The organism is Streptomyces sp. NPDC089915, from assembly GCF_040684675.1.
Lineage (GTDB): Bacteria > Actinomycetota > Actinomycetes > Streptomycetales > Streptomycetaceae > Streptomyces.
In genome coordinates this window covers 1-16393 of record NZ_JBFBGN010000145.1, presented here as the reverse complement: position 1 = coordinate 16393, position 16393 = coordinate 1, and the positions used below count along the sequence as shown (strand labels likewise).

Annotated in this window: 14 protein-coding genes; 8 read left to right on the top strand and 6 right to left on the bottom strand. The window is 73.4% G+C overall.

The genetic code is table 11. The features are described 5' to 3' along the window. Positions 1-153: 153 nt before the first annotated feature. Positions 154-921 carry a 2OG-Fe dioxygenase family protein gene (locus tag AB0O29_RS29570; RefSeq protein WP_365157473.1) on the bottom strand — a complete coding sequence of 256 codons (768 nt, stop codon included), beginning with the start codon at positions 919-921 and terminating at the stop codon, positions 154-156. 135 nt (positions 922-1056) lie between these two features. Between AB0O29_RS29570 and AB0O29_RS29565 the strand changes: the two genes are divergently transcribed. From AB0O29_RS29565 to AB0O29_RS29545, 5 genes are all read left to right on the top strand, one after another. Continuing rightward, the gene (locus tag AB0O29_RS29565; protein WP_365157471.1) at positions 1057-1353 is read left to right on the top strand and encodes an acyl carrier protein; all 297 of its coding nucleotides are present in this window, start codon (positions 1057-1059) and stop codon (positions 1351-1353) included. Positions 1354-1369: 16 nt separating this feature from the next. Further along, on the top strand, positions 1370-5422 hold the full coding sequence (locus AB0O29_RS29560) for a beta-ketoacyl synthase N-terminal-like domain-containing protein (RefSeq protein ID WP_365157468.1): 4053 nt from the start codon (positions 1370-1372) through the stop codon (positions 5420-5422). Between the two features lie 91 nt (positions 5423-5513). Continuing rightward, positions 5514-7109, top strand: coding sequence for a long-chain-fatty-acid--CoA ligase (locus AB0O29_RS29555; RefSeq protein WP_365157465.1), 1596 nt, complete (start codon positions 5514-5516; stop codon positions 7107-7109). A gap of 6 nt (positions 7110-7115) precedes the next feature. After that, complete coding sequence (locus AB0O29_RS29550; protein ID WP_365157463.1) at positions 7116-7904, top strand: alpha/beta fold hydrolase; 789 nt, start codon at positions 7116-7118, stop codon at positions 7902-7904. Positions 7905-7944: 40 nt separating this feature from the next. Continuing rightward, positions 7945-8406, top strand: coding sequence for a nuclear transport factor 2 family protein (locus AB0O29_RS29545; protein ID WP_365157460.1), 462 nt, complete (start codon positions 7945-7947; stop codon positions 8404-8406). A gap of 76 nt (positions 8407-8482) precedes the next feature. Here AB0O29_RS29545 and AB0O29_RS29540 read toward each other — a convergent pair whose 3' ends face one another. Further along, positions 8483-9082 carry a TetR/AcrR family transcriptional regulator gene (locus AB0O29_RS29540; protein WP_365157457.1) on the bottom strand — a complete coding sequence of 200 codons (600 nt, stop codon included), beginning with the start codon at positions 9080-9082 and terminating at the stop codon, positions 8483-8485. A gap of 178 nt (positions 9083-9260) precedes the next feature. Between AB0O29_RS29540 and AB0O29_RS29535 the strand changes: the two genes are divergently transcribed. The 3 genes from AB0O29_RS29535 to AB0O29_RS29525 all read left to right on the top strand — a co-directional run bounded on the left by AB0O29_RS29535 (position 9261) and on the right by AB0O29_RS29525 (position 12576). Beyond that, positions 9261-10682 (top strand): MFS transporter, encoded by a 1422-nt coding sequence (locus tag AB0O29_RS29535; RefSeq protein ID WP_365157454.1) that lies wholly within the window; start codon positions 9261-9263, stop codon positions 10680-10682. A 391-nt stretch (positions 10683-11073) separates the two neighbouring features. Next, on the top strand, positions 11074-11817 hold the full coding sequence (locus AB0O29_RS29530; protein ID WP_365157451.1) for an AfsR/SARP family transcriptional regulator: 744 nt from the start codon (positions 11074-11076) through the stop codon (positions 11815-11817). A 15-nt stretch (positions 11818-11832) separates the two neighbouring features. Then, positions 11833-12576, top strand: coding sequence for a sirohydrochlorin chelatase (locus AB0O29_RS29525; RefSeq protein ID WP_365157448.1), 744 nt, complete (start codon positions 11833-11835; stop codon positions 12574-12576). 1 nt (position 12577) lies between these two features. On the opposite strand, the gene AB0O29_RS29520 is transcribed toward AB0O29_RS29525, so the two are convergent. The 4 genes from AB0O29_RS29520 to AB0O29_RS29505 all read right to left on the bottom strand — a co-directional run. Beyond that, entirely contained in the window at positions 12578-13450 is an 873-nt protein-coding gene (locus AB0O29_RS29520; protein WP_365157445.1) for an ABC transporter permease, read from the bottom strand. Next, positions 13437-14222 carry an ABC transporter ATP-binding protein gene (locus tag AB0O29_RS29515; protein WP_365157442.1) on the bottom strand — a complete coding sequence of 262 codons (786 nt, stop codon included), beginning with the start codon at positions 14220-14222 and terminating at the stop codon, positions 13437-13439. Before AB0O29_RS29515 ends, AB0O29_RS29520 begins: the two co-directional genes overlap by 14 nt. A 6-nt stretch (positions 14223-14228) precedes the next feature. Further along, entirely contained in the window at positions 14229-15356 is a 1128-nt protein-coding gene (locus tag AB0O29_RS29510) for an aliphatic sulfonate ABC transporter substrate-binding protein (RefSeq protein WP_365157439.1), read from the bottom strand. A gap of 2 nt (positions 15357-15358) precedes the next feature. Then, on the bottom strand, positions 15359-16393 hold a 1035-nt coding region (locus AB0O29_RS29505; protein WP_365157436.1), incomplete at its 5' end, for a GTP-binding protein.

Here is a 16393-nt window from a genome sequence, read left to right as displayed (position 1 = left end):
TCGGCCGGGAAGTTCGGCAGCGTCGACAGGTCGTTCCCGAAGGAAGCCGTCTCCGAGGTGAACCGGTCACCCGTCAGCTGCATACCGTCACCCGAATCACCCGCGAAACGGATGACCACCCGGTCGACGCGGCGGATCTCGGTGGTCGTCATGTCAGGCGGTCTTCTCTTCGCGCTCGTCGCGCTCTGCACGCTCTTCGCGCCGCAGCTCCGGCTCGTGCTTGTAGCCCAGGATCAGCACGTCCCGGACCGCCGCCTTCGCCGGGTCCACGGGGTGGATCGGGCGGACGGCGTGCAGGATCCGCCCGTCCGACCAGAACATCGTGTCCATCTGCTCGGTCAGGCGGAACTCGGCGACGAGCTCCCGCTCCAGGCTGTAGACCTGGGACTCCCCGCCGGCGGCGTTGAAGCGGTTCATCAGGTGGATCGCCCCGAAGTCGACCTCGTCGCGGTGCGGGCCCTCGGGGGTGGGCTCGCCCGTCTCGTCCGGGGTGCTGATGATCCGGAACTGGTGGCACTGGACGTCCCAGGGGTCGTCCAGCCAGGACTCGTCAGCGACCGGGAAGTTCTCGAAGTCGGCGCGCAGCAGCCGCGTCAGGAGCGGGTTGTCCAGGGTGGTCCGGCTGAGCGGGGCCACGTCGCGGTCGATGCCGCCGGCGTAGTCGTTGGCGTTCATGGACTGGAAGTAGGGGCGGTGCGGGCGCAGCCGGACCTCTCCGGTGCGGGGCACGAAGAAGAAGCGGTCGTAGGCGCGCTCGCGGAAGCGGGAGCCGCCCTTCAGGTACCGGTCGGTCTCCAGGTGTTCCCATTCGGAGGCCAGTTCTTTCACGTGCTGCCGCAATTCGGCGTCGATGACGAGCCGGTCGGCCGGCAGCAACGAATATCCGTTGGTCCGCAGTTCTTCCCGTGCCTCGGTCTGCATGATTGGCTCCTCCACGCCGGATCTCACACTGCGCTTCATAGGTTCCCACGGCGCTGCTGACGCTGAACTGACGCGATGTGCACGTCAGATGGACGTCAGCAGGTGGTCACACGGCCTGTGCTTCACTCGGCCGGTATGAGTGAACTGTTAATGGCCTCGCCCCGGACGGAACGCCGGACGGTGCTTGAGGAAATCGTCGTCGCGGAATTCAAGAAGGCGCTGCTCATGGACGACGACGAGGAGCTGCCCCTGGAGGACAGCTTCTTCGAGCTCGGCATGACGTCCCTGCTGCTCACCATGGTCAAGCAGCGGCTGGAGGAGCGGCTGGGGCGGGGCATCGGCAGTACGGCCCTGTTCAACCAGCCCACGGTGGAGCGGTTGACCGACCATCTGGCCTCGGACGTGCTGGCCGACATCTTCGACGCGAACTGAGAGAGGGACGGCGGCCATGCCGGGACATCCGGGATTACAGGAAAGGCTCGAAGCCGCGGAGGAGACCGTCCGCCGGCAGGAGGAGGAACTCGGGCGTTTCCTTTCGGAAAAGCACGAGCCGATCGCCGTGGTCGGCATCGGAATGCGGCTGCCCGGGGGGAACGATTCGGTCCCCGCTCTCGACGCGTTCCTCCGGGAGGGGCGTTCCGGAATAGGGCCGCTGCCGCGCGACCGCTGGGTTCCGGAAGTCGCCGAGGACGGCATCACGGCCGCCGCCGGCGGTTTCCTGGACCGTGTCGACGAGTTCGACGCGCAGTTCTTCAACATTCCGCCCAAGGACGCGCCCTTCGTCGACCCCGCGCAGCGGCTGCTGATGGAGACCGTGTGGGAGGCCCTGGAGGACTCCGGGATCGATCCGGCGGGGCTGCGGCACGGCGACGGCGGGGTGTACGTGGGCGCCTCGCCGCTGGACTTCGCGCTGGAGCTGGAGGGGCTCGCGGACGAGCAGCTCGACGGGAGCCTGACGACGGGGCTCGGCGCGTACTCGCTGTCGGGGCGGCTGTCGTACTTCCTGGGCTGGCGCGGCCCGAGCCTGACGACCGACACCGCGTGCGCGGCCTCGCTGACCGCCCTGCACCTGGCGGTGGAGGGGCTGCGGCGCCGGGAGTGCGGGATCGCGCTGTGCGCCGGGGTGAACACCCTGCACAACCCGCGCTCGTACGTGATCCTCTCGCACGCCCAGATGCTCGCCCCGGACGGGCACTGCAAGACCTTCGACGAGAGCGCGGACGGCTACGCGCGCGCCGAGGGCTGCGGGGCGCTGGTCCTGAAGCGGCTGTCGGACGCGCTGGCGGACGGGGACCGGGTCCTGGCGCTGGTCCGCGGGACCGCGATCGGGCAGGACGGCGAGAGCGCGGGCCTGAGCGCGCCCAACGGCACGGCGCAGGAGGCCGTGATGCGGGCGGCGCTGGCGAACGCGCGGCTGGAGCCGGGCGACATCCAGTACGTGGAGGCGCACGGGACGGGGACCCCGCTGGGCGACCCGATCGAGATGGGCTCGGTCAACGGGGTGTTCGGCGCCTCGCACGACCGGGAGAACCCGCTGGTCATCGGCTCGCTGAAGGCGAACATCGGGCACATGGAGCCGGCGGCCGGGCTGGGCGCGGTGATCAAGGTGATCACGCAGATGCGCGCGGGCGCCTTCTTCCCGCACGTCTGGCGCAATCTGTCGGGGCGGATCCCGTGGGACACGTACCCGATCACGGTGGCGGCCGAGGAGCGGCCGTGGAAGGCGCCGGTGCGCCGGGCCACGGTCAACGGCTTCGGGGTGGCCGGGGCCATCGCGGTGGCCGTGCTGGAGGAGCCGCCCGCGTCCGCGCCGGCCGGGGCGGCTCCCGGGGCGCGGGAGCGGGAGGAGCCCGGGCAGGTGTTCACGCTCTCCGCCAAGTCCCGTCCGGCGCTGCGGCTCCAGGCCGAGCGGTACGCGCGCTTCCTGGCCGAGCACCCGGACACCTCCCTCGCCGACCTGTGCCGCACGCGGGCCACGGGCCGCTCGCACTTCCGCCACCGGGCGGCGGCCGCCGTCACGGGGACGGCCGAGCTGGCCGGGCACCTGGAGCGGTGGAGCGCCCCGGCGCGCGGGGACGGCAAACCGGACGCGTTCCGCAAGACGGCCTTCCTGTTCACCGGGTCGGGTTCGCAGTACGTCGGCATGGGCCGCGCCCTGTACGGCCGCTTCCCCGTCTTCACCCGGTACGTGGACGAGTGCGACGCGCTGTTCGCCCCGCTGCTGGGGCGTTCCGTGGCCGCGGTGATGTTCGGGGACGTGCCGGACGCCGGGGAGACGCTGGCCCGTACGTCCTTCACGCACGCGGCCCTGTTCACGCTGGAGTACGCGCTGGCCCGGCTGTGGCTGTCGTGGGGGGTGCGGCCGAGCGTGCTGATCGGGCACAGCGTCGGCGAGATCGTCGCGGCGACGGTGGCCGGGCTGTTCGCCCTCCCGGACGGGGTCGCCTTCCTGGCCGCCCGTTCCCGGCTGATCGAGTCGGTGTCGGAGCCGGGCGGGATGGCCGCGGTGTCGGCGCCGGCGGAGGAGGTACGGGAGCGTGTGGCGAAGTGGCCGCGGCTCGCGGTCGCGGCGGTCAACGCCCCGCAGCAGGTGGTGGTCTCGGGCGCGGCGGACGCCCTGGCCGAGGCGGTGGAGGCGCTGCGCGAGCCGGGCTGGACGGTGACCGAGCTGCATGTGACGGCGGCGTTCCACTCGCCGCTGATGGCCGGGGTGTCGGAGCCGCTGGCCGAGGTGCTGCGCGGGATCCGGTTCCGGGAGCCGCAGCTGCCGCTCGTGTCGAACCTGACCGGCCGGATCGCCGATCCGCGGGAGCTGGCGACGCCGGAGTACTGGGTGCGGCACGTCAACGAGACGGTGGAGTTCGCGGCCGGGGTGCGCACGATCGCGGAGCGCGGCCGGCACGTGTTCCTGGAGGTCGGCCCGTCCTCCGCGCTGACCTCGCTGGCCCGGCGCGGGGTGCCGCAGGAGCAGCACCGCTGGCTGAGCAGCCTGCGCGCGAAGGACCCCGCCGGCACCGCCCTGGAGGCCGCGCTGGCGGGGGCGTACACGGCGGGGCTGAACCTCGACTGGGGCGCGGTGTACGCGGGCCGGGCGGGACGCCGGATCCCGCTGCCCGGATACGTCTTCGACCGGCGCGAGTACCGGCTCCCGGCCCGGCCCGCCGGGCGGGGCGGGGCGGGCGGCGACGGGCATCCGCTGCTCGGCCGGGAGACCGGACGGGACCGCGGGCGGGGCGACGAGCGGGAGGAAGGGCCGGGCGAGACGCCGGGCGCCGGGCGGGACGAGACGCCGGGCCACGGACCGGGCGACGGGCGGCGGGAGTTCACCGCGCGGATCAGCGCCCGCCAGCCGGCGTACCTGGCCGACCACACCATCGGCGGCCAGGTGTTCCTGCCCGCGGCGGCCTATCTGGAGCTGCTGCTGGCGGTGCAGGACGAGGTGTACGGCGACCTGGGCCGGGCGGTGGAGGACGTCCGCTTCGAGGAGGCGCTGTTCCTGTCGGACCGGCCGGCGCTGCTGGTGACCCGGGTCCGTCCCGGCCCGGACGGGCGGCTCGCGGTGGAGGTGTCCAGCCGGGGCGCCGACGAGCCCGAGGGGGCCGAGCGGGTGCACGCGACGGCTTCGATCGCGGCCGAGCCCGACTACGCGGGCAGCGGCCTCGCGGGCCCGGGCCGCACCCTGCTGGCGCTGACCGGGGCCCTGGAGGGCGAGGAGCCCTCGCGGGTGATGGACGGCGGTGAGGTGAAGGCCGCGTACGCGGAGGCCGGCCTGGAGTACGGGCCGCAGTTCCTGCGGGCCCGGTCGGTGACCTCGTACGGCCCGGACTTCGCGGTGACGGAGCTGTCCGGCGGGGACGTCTCCCGGGCCGAGCTGCTGCCGCCGCCGCTGCTGGACGGGGCCACGCACGGCCTGGCGGCGCTCACCGACGACGGCCGCCGGTACGTGGCGACGAGCGTGGGGCGGCTGCGGGCGTTCAAGAAGCCGCGCGGGGAGCTGCTGCGCTCGGCGGCCCGGGTGACGCGCGCCGACGACCCGGAGCGGACGGACCCGGCGTTCACCCTGGACGTGCTCCTCCTGGAGGAGGACGGCCGGCCGGTGATGGAGCTGTCCGGGATGGGCTTCACCCGGCTGCCGGACCGCCCGGTGGAGGCGGCGGCCGCGGAGCGGACCGCGCGGGCGGCGGCCTCGGCCGCGCCGGTGGACGTGGAGGCGCTGGCGGCGGCCGGGCCGGAAGAGCGGCAGACGGCGCTGGTCGCCCTGATCCGCGCGACGGTGGCGGCGCTGCTCGCGGTCGACGACCCGGAGTACGTCGACACCCGGGCGAGCTTCCTGGAGCTCGGCGTGGACTCGCTGACGGCGATCGTGCTGAAGAACCAGCTCCAGGCGCGGCTGCGGATCCCGCTGCTGTCGTCCGTGGTGTTCGACCACCCGTCGGTGGAGGAGCTGGCCGAGCTGCTGTCCGTCCGGCTGGCCGCCGGGACGGCGCCGGCCGCCGCCTGACCCCCTCCCCCCCGAACCGGGGCCACGGCGGACGCCTCGGCCGCCGTGGCCCCTTTCAACCGTCCGAGCGAGCGACAAGGGATACAGGCCCATGGACAACCGTACGGAGGACCGGACCCTCGCCGCCCGCGCGGCGCTGCACGCCCGGACCCGGCCCGACCAGCCCGCGGTGGTGTGCGAGGACCGCGCGCTCACCTACGGGGAGCTGCACCGGGAGAGCAACCGGACCGCGCACGCCCTGCTGGCCGCCGGGCTCGCGGCCGGATCGCGGGTGGGCTATCTGGGCCGGGAGTCGGAGCGCTACTACGACCTGGCGCTGGGCTGCGCGAAGAGCGGCGCGGTGCTGGTGCCGGTGAACTCGCGGCTCACGGTCGGCGAGGTCGAGCACGTGCTGCGCGATTCCCAGGCCGAACTGCTCTTCGTGGAGCGGCAGTTCAGACCGCTGGTGGACAAGCTGCGGTCCGTGCTGCCCGGGCTGCGGCGGGTGGTGGAGATGGACTCGGACCGCCATGTGGCGGGCGGGTTCCTGGACTGGAAGGCGGGGGCGCCGGACACCGAGCCGCCGACGGCCGGCGCGGCCGGTTTCGACGACCCGGTGGCGCAGCTGTACACGAGCGGGACGACCGGGCTGCCGAAGGGGGTGGTGCTGGCGCAGCGGACCTTCTTCACCTTCATCGCCGACACCCGGGCGGCCGGGGTGGACTGGATCGACTGGCGGCCCGAGGACCGGGGGCTGAGCTGCTTCCCGGGCCTGCACACGGCCGGGTTCGGCTGGTTCATGCACGCCTTCAACGCGGGCGCCACCACGGTGGTGATGCGCCAGTTCGTGGCCGACGAGGCGACCCGGCTGATCGAGCGGCACGCGGTGACCACCCTGTGGGCGGCGCCGGCGATGCTGCGGATGATGCTGGCCGAGCGGGGCACGACCCGGGAGACCTTCCGCTCGCTGCGCAAGGTGGTCTACAGCGGCTCCCCCATCGACCGCGAGCTGCTGCTGACCTGCATCGACGTGCTGGGCTGCGCGCTGGCGCAGGGCTACTCCTCGGCGGAGGCGGGCAGTTTCCTGACCGTGCTGGCGCCGGAGGACCACACGCCGGACAGCCGGGTGCTGGGCTCGGCGGGCCGGGCCGTCCCCGGGGTGGAGCTGCGGATCCTGGACCCGGAGGGCCGGCCGCTGCCGGCGGGCGAGGTCGGGCGGGTGGTGGTGCGCAGCCCGGCCCGCTTCCTCGGGTACTGGCGGCTGCCGGAGGCGACCGCGCAGGCGCTGTCCGGGGAGTCCGGTGCGTGGCTGTCGATGGGCGACATGGGCCGGGTGGACGAGGACGGCTACCTGTTCCTCGCCGACCGGGTCAACGACACGGTCATCGTCGCGGGTCAGAACATCTATCCCACGGAGGTCGAGAATGCGCTGCGGGCCCATCCGGCGGTGGCGGAGGTGTCCGTGTACGGGGTTCCGCACCCCGACTGGGGCGAGGCCGTCCGGGCCGCGGTGGTGCTGCGTCCGGAGGCCGGGGCGACGGCCCCCCGGGAGTTCCTGCGGTTCCTGAACGGCCGGATCGCCGGGTTCAAGATCCCGACGGGGTACGACATCGTCGCCGAACTGCCGCGCAATCCCACCGGGAAGGTGCTGCGCCGGGTGCTGCGGGAGCGGTTCGAGGCGGTCTCGGACCCGGCGCGGGCGGCCTAGAACGCCGTGGACACCGTACAGGTGCCCGTGCGCGCGGGTCCGCTGCCGGAGGTCCAGGGCGCCCAGCGGTGGCTGCACCCGGTGGAGGCCGATCCGGACGCGGAGGTGCGGCTGTTCCTGCTGCACCACAGCGGGGGCGGCGCCTCGATGTACCGGGAGTGGCCGGGGCGGCTGCCCGCCTCGGTGGCCTGCCAGGCCGTGCAGCTGCCGGGCCGTCAGGAGCGGCGGCGCGAGGCCCCGTACACGCGGCTCGGCGCGCTGGCCGAGGCGCTCGCCCGGGTGGTCTCGGACGAGCTGGACGAGCGCCCGTACGCGGTGTTCGGCCACTCGATGGGGGCGCTGCTCGGCTACCGGCTGACGGTGGAGCTGGAGCGGCGGGGCCTGCCGGCGCCGTCGCTGCTGGCCGTGTCGGGGTGGGCGCCGGCGGGGTTCACGGCCCCGCCCGATCTGGTGGCGTGCCCGCTGGGGGCGCTGCGGGTGCTGGGCGGGCTGCCGCCGGAGGTCGAGGAGGATCCGGAGCTGCTGGCGGCGGCGGTGCGCGCGATGGGCGCGGACGGCGCGGTGTGCGCGGACTTCTCCGACGACGGGGCGGCCGTGGGCTGTCCGGTCGTCGCCTACTCCGGGCGCGGGGACCCGCTCCTCGCGCCCGAGGCCATGCGGTCGTGGGCCGGGCGGACTCCGGAGTTCCTGGGGTGCCGGACCTTCCCCGGGGACCACTTCTACCTGCGGACCCACGCCCGCGCCATCACGGCCGACCTGGCCCAGCTGCTGCCGCGGTACACCGCGGGCGGCTGAGCGGGCGGCGTCCCAGGAGAGAACCCGGAGGTACCCCTTCATGCTGCCCCGACCCAATGAACTCCTCGCGCGCTACGTCGCGTTGTGGAACGAGAAGGATCCGCGGCGCCGGCGCGACATGGTGTACGAGATGTACGCCCCGGACTGCGTCTACGTCTTCTACCGCAAGGACCCGATCCGGGGGCACGCGGCCCTGCTGGACCAACTGGCCTACACGCACGAGGTGTACGGCCCGATGGGGTACGAGTTCCGGTCCTCGCACAACGCGACCGGCCACCACGACGTCGTCCGGTTCAACTGGGTGATGGTCACGGCGGCCACGGGCGAGATGGAGATGTCCGGCCAGGACATCCTCGTGCTCGCCGAGGACGGTCGAATTCAGGCCGACTACCAGTTCCACGACCGGATGCCCTCGGCGTTCGTCTACAACGACGGCTACGAGGAGCACGGCGTGGCGGTGCGGCACGCCCGGCCCACGCGCACCGGTGCCCCCGGCTCCTGAGGGGGCCGGCGGACGGTGTGCGGACGGCCCCGCGGCGGCTGTGTGCCGCGGGGCCGTCCGTACGGGGCGCCGCCGGTCAGATCGTGGCGGCCGCGAGGGCGTTCGGGCAGTACTGGCGCAGGACGAGTTCGGTGGTGGCCAGGGCCATGCGGGCGGGTCCGGCGGCGCCGAGCACCTCGCCGTTGGCGAGGGTGCCGCCGACGATCAGCATCAGGGTGTCGGCGAGGGCGTCGGGGTCCTCGGCGCCGGCCTGGGCGGCCTTGTCGCGCCACCAGTTGCGCAGGCCCTTGAGGTGCAGTTTCGCCTCTTCGCGGCCGGGGTGGGCGGGGTCGCGGAACTCGCTGGAGGTGTTGTAGTAGATGCAGCCGTGGAAGTCGGGTTCCGCGACGCTTTCCTGGAAGAACTCCATCAGCTCGAGGATCTGACGGGCCGGGTCCCCGGCGTGCGGGGCGGTGACCTCCTCGGCCCGCTCCCACCACTGCGCGTCGCTGTCGCGCAGCCAGGCCGCGATCAGCTCGTCCTTGCTGGCGAACTCGCGGTACAGCAGGCTCTTGCCGACTCCGGTCGCGTCGATCACCTGCTGCATGCCGACGGCCCGGACCCCCTGCTCACCGAAGAGTTTGGCCGAGGCGTCCAGGATCCGCTGCCTCGTACCCGGTGCCGGTGTGCGCGCCATGTCTCAACTCCTTCGCCTCTCCCCCGCGGTTCCCAGCATACGTTTGACACCGGGGTTTGTGAGCGCTAGAAATGGACCGATCAGTCCAGGACTGATCGGTCCATCATATTGCGCATGGCTACGCACAGCTCTCCAGCCCGCTCGCTGCTTCCGACGACACTCCGATCGGAGTCTGATCATGACCGAGGCATCCCCGACCTCCCCTCCCATCGCACGGGCGGTGACCCCTCCCGCCCCCATGGTGAAAAGCCTGCCGCTGCTGCTCCTGGTGGTGTGCGCGGTGCAGTTCCTCGACGCGATGGACATCGCGAGCATGGGACCCGCCCTCCCCCTGGTCCAGTCGGACCTGGGCATGACCACCTCCGCCCTCCAGTGGGTCGTCTCGGCGTACGCGCTGGGCTTCGGCGGGTTCCTGCTGCTGGGCGGCCGGCTGGCCGACCTCTACAACCGCAAGAAGCTGCTGATCGGCTGGCTGGCCGTGTTCGTGGTGGCCAGCATCCTCGGCGGCCTCGCCGACAACGGCGTGGTCCTGGTGGTGGCCCGACTGCTCAAGGGCGTCAGCGCCGGCATCACCGCACCCGCCGCCATGGCCATCCTGCTCGACGCCTTCCGTGACGAGCAGTCGCGCAACCGCGCCCTCGGCACCTTCCTGGCCGTGGCCTCCGCCGGTTACTCGCTCGGCCTGATCCTCGGCGGCCTGATGGCCGGCGTCTCCTGGCGGCTCGTCCTCTTCGCCCCGGCCGTGGCCGGCCTCCTGGTCGCACTGCTCGCCGCCTCGGTGGTGCCCTCGCAGCAGGAGAAGGGCAAGAGCGGCAGCATCGACATCCTCGGCGCCGTCACGGTGACGGCGGGCGCGGTGGCCCTCGTGTACGGACTCAGCCGGGCCGCCAGTGACGGCTGGGGCAACGCGCTGACCATCGGCTCGCTGATCGCCGCCGCCGTCCTCTTCCCGCTGTTCGCCCTCGTCGAGAGCCGCCACCCGGCCCCGCTGGTCCCGCTCGCCGTCTTCCGCAAGGGCCAGCTGACCCGCGCGCTGGTCGCCATGCTCTTCTTCGGGGCCTACGTCTCCTTCCAGTTCGTACTGACCCTCTACTACCAGGAGCAGCTGCACTGGTCCCCGCTGGAGGCCGGCCTCGCCTTCCTCCTCGGCGGCGTGCTGACCGCGGGCACCGCCCGCTACGGCGCCGCGCTGGTCACCAAGTACGGCGCCTGGCCGGTCGCGACCGGCGGCCTGGTCCTGCTGAGCATCGGCTACCTCGGCTGGGTCCTGCTGATGGGTCAGGTCGACCCGCTGGTCACCCTGTTCGCCCAGCAGCTGCTCGGCGGCCTCGGCTTCGCCGCGGTCTACCCGGCGCTGAACATCGCCGCCGTCGGCACCGCCGCGCCCGACGAGCAGGGCCTGGTCTCGGGCCTGTTCAACGCCGGCGCCCAGATCGGCAACGGCGTGGTCATCGCCCTCACCGCCACCGTCTTCTCGCTCAGCACCGGCGGGACCGCCCCCTACCGGGCCGGCCTGTGGACCGTCACCGCCATCACCCTGGCCGTGACCCTGGTGTCCCTGGCGGGCGCCGCCCGCTACCGCACCAAGGCCTCGGCCTGACGGGAGGGGGGCGCCCGCGCGGCGCCCCCCTCCCCCCTGTTCGGCCGTGCAGCACGTCAGGGCGCACCCATTGGATCCCCCGCATCCGGCGCCCGGCGTGCTGCACGGCCTTTTCGGCATGTCCGGGGCCGGGTGCGGCGGGGGCTCCCGGGGGCTTCCGGGGGCTTCATTGACACGCTCCCGGCCGACCGAGTACGGTCGGGACCGATCGGTCCATTAAAGTTCCAGAGCATGTCGAGACTGCTTCCGGCACCGAAATCGACCGCCCGACGCCAGTGCACACGACACCGTTCTCTTTCCATCTCGCGGGGAGATGTTTGTGTTGCTGTTCTCAGTCCTAGGTTCCATAGAAATCGTCAAACAGCGGGTCGCCGTAAGGCTCGGCGGCGCCATGCAGCAGACGCTCCTGGCGGCCCTGCTCGCGTCCGGCGGGTCCCTCGTCACGGTGGACTCCCTCATCCTCGAACTCTGGGGGACCACACCCCCCAACAAGGTCGAGAACGCCCTCCAGGCGCAGATCAGCCGGGTCCGCAGGACCCTGGCGGCCGTCGAGCCGGAGCGCGAGGGCTCCCGGGTGGTGACGAACACCTCCGGCTACCTGTTCCTCTTCGACCGGTGGGAACTCGACGCCTATCTCTTCCTCGACACCGTGGACGCCATCCACGCGCGGACGGGGACGGGGGGCCCGGCGGAACTGCGCCAGGACATCGCCGACCTCCGCGGGGGGCTCTCCCGCTGGCGCGGCCCGGTATTCGGCGGACTCACCGGCGGGCCCATCTGCCAGACCGCCTCGACGAGATATCAGGAGGCGAGGAATTCGGCGCTCATCCTGCTCTACGACCTCGAACTGCGCGCCGGCGGCCACGAGCGGATCCTCCCGGAGCTGACCGAGCTGTACTCGCGCAATCCCAACCACGAGCAGTTCTGCATGCTGCTGATGCGGGCCCTGTACCGCTGCGGCCGCCAGCTCGACGCGCTGACGGTCTACCGCCAGTGCCGGCACAACATGATCGAGTCGCAGGGGATCGAGCCCTCGCCCGTCCTGAGCCAGTACGAGCGGGCGATCCTCACCCACGACCCGATGCTCCTCCAGGACGAGCCCTACTGGCCGGTGCCGGCCCTCGTCGCGAGCTAGGGGCGCGCCGCCGACATGGACGGGCACCTGCTGCTCGTCGCGCACGGCAGCCGTGACCCCCGGCACGCGGTGACGGTGCGCGCACTCACCCGGCGGATCCGGTCGACGAGGCCCGGACTGCGGGTGGGCACGGCCTTCCTGGACTTCGACTCGCCCTCCGTGCAAGGGGAGTTGACCCGGATGGCGGCCGGCGGGGCGGCGGGCGTGGTGGTCCAGCCCCTGCTCCTGAGCCGCGCCTTCCACGCCCGGCACGACCTGCCCGGGGCCCTGCGCGGAGCCCCGGCCCCCCTCGTCGTCCGGCAGGCCCCGGTACTGGGCCCGCACCCCCTGCTGACGGCCGCGCTGGAGCGCCGGCTGTACGAGGCCGGCCTCGGCCCGCACGAGCGCGCGACGACCGGCGTCGTGCTCGCGGCCGCCGGCACCACCGACCCCGACGCCGCCGCCGTGCTCGCGGGGATCGCCCGGAGCTGGCAGGGCACCGGCTGGCGGGCCGTGCGGCCCGCCTTCGCCTCCGCCGGCCCGCTGTTCCCCGCCACCGGGGACGCCGTACGGGCCCTGCGCGCGGAGGGCGTACGACGGGTGGCGGTGGCCCCCTACGTCCTGGCGCCGGGCCGTCTCCCCGACCGGATCGCGGCGGGCGCCGCCGAGGCCGGCGCGGACGTCCTGGGCGGGGTGCTCGGCGCCGCCCCGGAACTGGTCCGGCTGGTGCTGCTGCGCTACGACGGGGCCGTGGCCGGGGCCCGGGCGCTCGCGGCCTGATTCACCCGCGCAGGCCGCGGCCGCGCAGCATGCGGCGCTCCACCGGGGCGAAGACGAGCAGTTCGACGGCGATGCCGACGAGCAGGATCAGGGCGATGGCCAGGAAGATCCGGGCCATGTCGGAGGTCTCGCGCCCCGATTCCAGCAACTGGCCCAGCCCCAGGCCCAGATCGGGGGAGCTGGCGATGATCTCGGCGGCCATCAGGGAGCGCCAGGAGAAGGCCCAGCCCTGCTTGAGGCCGGCGAGGTAGCCGGGGAAGGCGGCCGGCATGACCACGTGGCGGGCGCCGCGCAGGCCGGTGGCGCCCAGGGAGCGGCCGGCCCGCAGCAGGAGCGGCGGGACCTGGTCGATGCCGGAGACGAGGCCGCCCGCGATGGAGGGGGTGGCGCCGAGCAGGATGACGGCGTACATCATCGAGTCGTTCAGGCCCAGCCAGAGCACGGCCGGGGGCACCCAAGCGACCGAGGGCAGGGACTGCAGGCCGGAGAGGATCGGGCCGACGGCCGCCCGTACCGGCCGGACGCGGGCGACGAGCAGGCCGAGCGGGGTGCCGATGGCCAGCGCCAGCAGGAAGCCGGACAGGCCGCGCCAGACGCTGGTCCACACGACGCCGAAGAGGGTGCCCTTGAACCAGAGGTCGGCGAGGCTGTCCCAGACGGCGGCGGGCGGCGGGAGCTTGTAGTCCTCGGTGACGTGGGCCCAGGCCAGGATCTGCCAGAGCGCCAGCACCAGGGCGACGGCCAGCGCCGGGGGCAGGGCCTTGCCCAGGAGGAGGCGGCGCAGCGGGGGCCGGGCGCCGGTGTGGGCGTCGAGCGCGTCCAGCCCGGCCAGCTCGCCGGCGGCGGCCCGGGGCCTGAGGTCAGTGCCGGCCATGGCGGCGGATCTCCCCTCGCAGGTGTTCGGTGATCTCCAGGGACAGTTCCGCGACGTCGGCGTCCTCGATGCGGCGGGGCTGCGGGATGCCGACGTTCCACTCCTTGGCGACCCGGCCGGGGCGGGAGGAGAGGAGGACGACGCGCTGGGCGAGGCGGACGGCCTCGCGGACGTTGTGGGTGACGAAGAGGACGGAGAGACCGGTCTCGGCCCAGATGCGGGTGAGTTCGCCGTGCAGGACGTCGCGGGTGATGGCGTCCAGGGCCGCGAAGGGCTCGTCCATCAGGAGGAGGCGGCTGTCCTGGGCGAGGGCTCGGGCGAGGGCCACGCGCTGGCGCATGCCGCCCGACAGTTCGTGGACCCGCTTGCCGTGGGCGCCGCCGAGGCGGACCAGATCCAGCAGACGCTCGGCCTCCGGCCTGCGGTCGGCCTTGGCCACCCCGCGCAGCCGCAGGGCCAGCTCGATGTTCTTCCCGGCCGTCAGCCAGGGGAACAGGGCGTGCTCCTGGAACATCAGCGCCGGCCGGCCCTCGGTGGTGACGGTGCCGGAGGTGGGGGTGTCGAGGCCGGCGATCAGGTTGAGCAGGGTCGACTTGCCGCAGCCGGAGGCGCCGAGGAGGGTGACGAACTCGCCGGGGGCGACGTCGAGGCTGACGTCGTCGAGGATCTGCTGGGGGCCGGCCGGGCCGGGGAAGGACTTGCAGACGTGCTCGGTGCGGACGGCCCGGGTGAGCGCCGCGGTGTCCTCCGCGTTGATGAGTGCGGTCGCCATCGCGGCTCACCTCCCTTGGTCGTCGGGGTCCGTGACGGCGGGCTTGTGCAGGGAACCGAGGACCCGGTTGAGCGGCCCGAGGTCGTAGATGCCGGTCAGGTCGGGGGCGTCCAGCAGTCCGGCCGAGACCGCGTGCGCGGACTGGGCCCTGAGCGTGGCGGGCAGCGGGTCGTCGGTGACGCGGACCGACGGCCAGGCCCGGTCGATGACCGCGGGTTCCAGGGCCTTGCCGGTGAGGGTCCGCAGGGCGGCGTTGGCGGAGGCCTTGGCCCGTTCCGGGTCGGCGTTGATCCACTCGTTGGTCTTCACGGTGCCGCGCAGGACGGCCTCGACCACGTCCGGGTGCTCCTCGAGGAACTTCCGCGAGACGACCACGTTCGTGATCACGAACTCCCCGCCGGGCCACAGGTCGCTCTCGTCGAGCAGGACGGCCGCCCCCTCCTCGACCAGTTTGGAGGCGGTGGGCTCGGGCACCCAGGCGCCGTCGATCGAGCCGGAACGGTAGGCGTCCGGGGTGATGGTGTTGTTGGTGCGGACGACCGAGACGTCGCCCTTGCCGCTGGCCGCGTCCACCTTCCAGCCGCGGGCCGCGATCCAGTCGAGGAGGGCCACGTCCTGGGTGTTGCCGAGCTGCGGGGTGGCGATCCGTTTGCCCTTGAGGTCGTCCAGGCTCTTGATCTTCGCCGGGTTCACGACGAGCTTGACGCCGCCGGAGGCCGAGCCGGAGACGATGCGCAGACCGCGCCCCCCGGACTTCACGTAGCCGTTGACGGCGGGCGAGGGGCCGATGAAGCCGATGTCGATCGAGCCGGCGTTCAGGGCCTCGATCTCGGCGGGGCCCGCGTTGAAGGTGGTGGTCTTCAGGGTGGTCCCGGCCAGCTCCCGCCCGATCAGGCCCTCGCGTACGCCGACCAGGGCGGTGGCGTGGGTGAGGTTGGGGAAGTAGCCGAGGGTCACGGAGCCCGCCGAGAGTCTCGTAGCGGCCGCGCCCGCCGGCGCCCGGGCGGCGGCGGGGACCGGGTCGGCACGCGATCCGTAGCCGCAGGAGGCGAGGGCGGCGGCACAGGCCAGGAGGAGGGCGGGCAGGGTGGCCGGGCGGGGGCGCCGGCGGCGCGGACGGTGCGGTGGGGACATCGTCAGACGGTCCGTTCGGTCTCGGTCTCGGTCCGGGCGTGGGTCGCGGTTTCGGTCTCGGTCTCGGTTTCGGTCTCGGTTTCGGTGAAGGCCTCGCCGGCCATGCCCGCGGTCAGGGTGGTGCCGTCGGACGGGTCGATGAGGAGGAAGGAGCCGGTGGGGCGGGAGGCCGCGTAGGCGTCGAGGGCGAGGGGCTCGCCGGTGCGCAGGACGACGCGGCCGATGTCGTTGGCGGAGAGCCGGCCGGGGTCGGGGTGCTGGGTGAGGTCGTCCAGGGCCAGCCGGGAGGGGATCTCGCGGACGATCGCCTTGACGGTGCGGGTGGTGTGCTTGAGCAGGACCCGCTGCCCGGGCTTCAGGGGCCGGTCGGCGACGTGGCAGACCGTGGCGGTGACGTCCTGGGTGGTGGCGGGGGCGGCCGCGGCGGGGGCGATGAGGTCGCCGCGGGAGACGTCGACCTCGTCCCGGAGGCGGAGGGTGACGGACTGCGGGGCCCAGGCGGTGTCCACGGGCTCGCCGAGCGCGTCGATGCCCTCGATCACCGAGGTCTTGCCCGACGGAAGGACGGTGACGGCCTCGCCGACGCGCAGGACGCCGGAGGCGATCTGGCCGGCGTAGCCGCGGTAGTCCCGGTGCGCGGCGGTCTGCGGGCGGATCACGTACTGGACGGGGAAGCGTGCGGGCCCGGTGGTGAGGACGTCGCCGACGGGGACGGTCTCCAGGTGCTCCAGGACGGTGGGGCCGCCGTACCAGTCCATGTGCGCGGAGGGCTCGACCACGTTGTCCCCGGCCAGGGCCGAGATCGGGATCGCGGTGATCTCGCGGACGCCGAGTGCGCGGGCGTAGGCGGTGAACTCCTCGGCGATGCGGGCGAAGACGTCCTCCTCGTATCCGACGAGGTCCATCTTGTTGACGGCGAGGACCACGTGGGGAACGCGCAGCAGGGCGGCGACGGCGGCGTGGCGGCGGGTCTGCTCGATGACCCCGTTGCGGGCGTCGACGAGGACCACGGCGAGGTCGGCGGTGGAGGCGCCGGT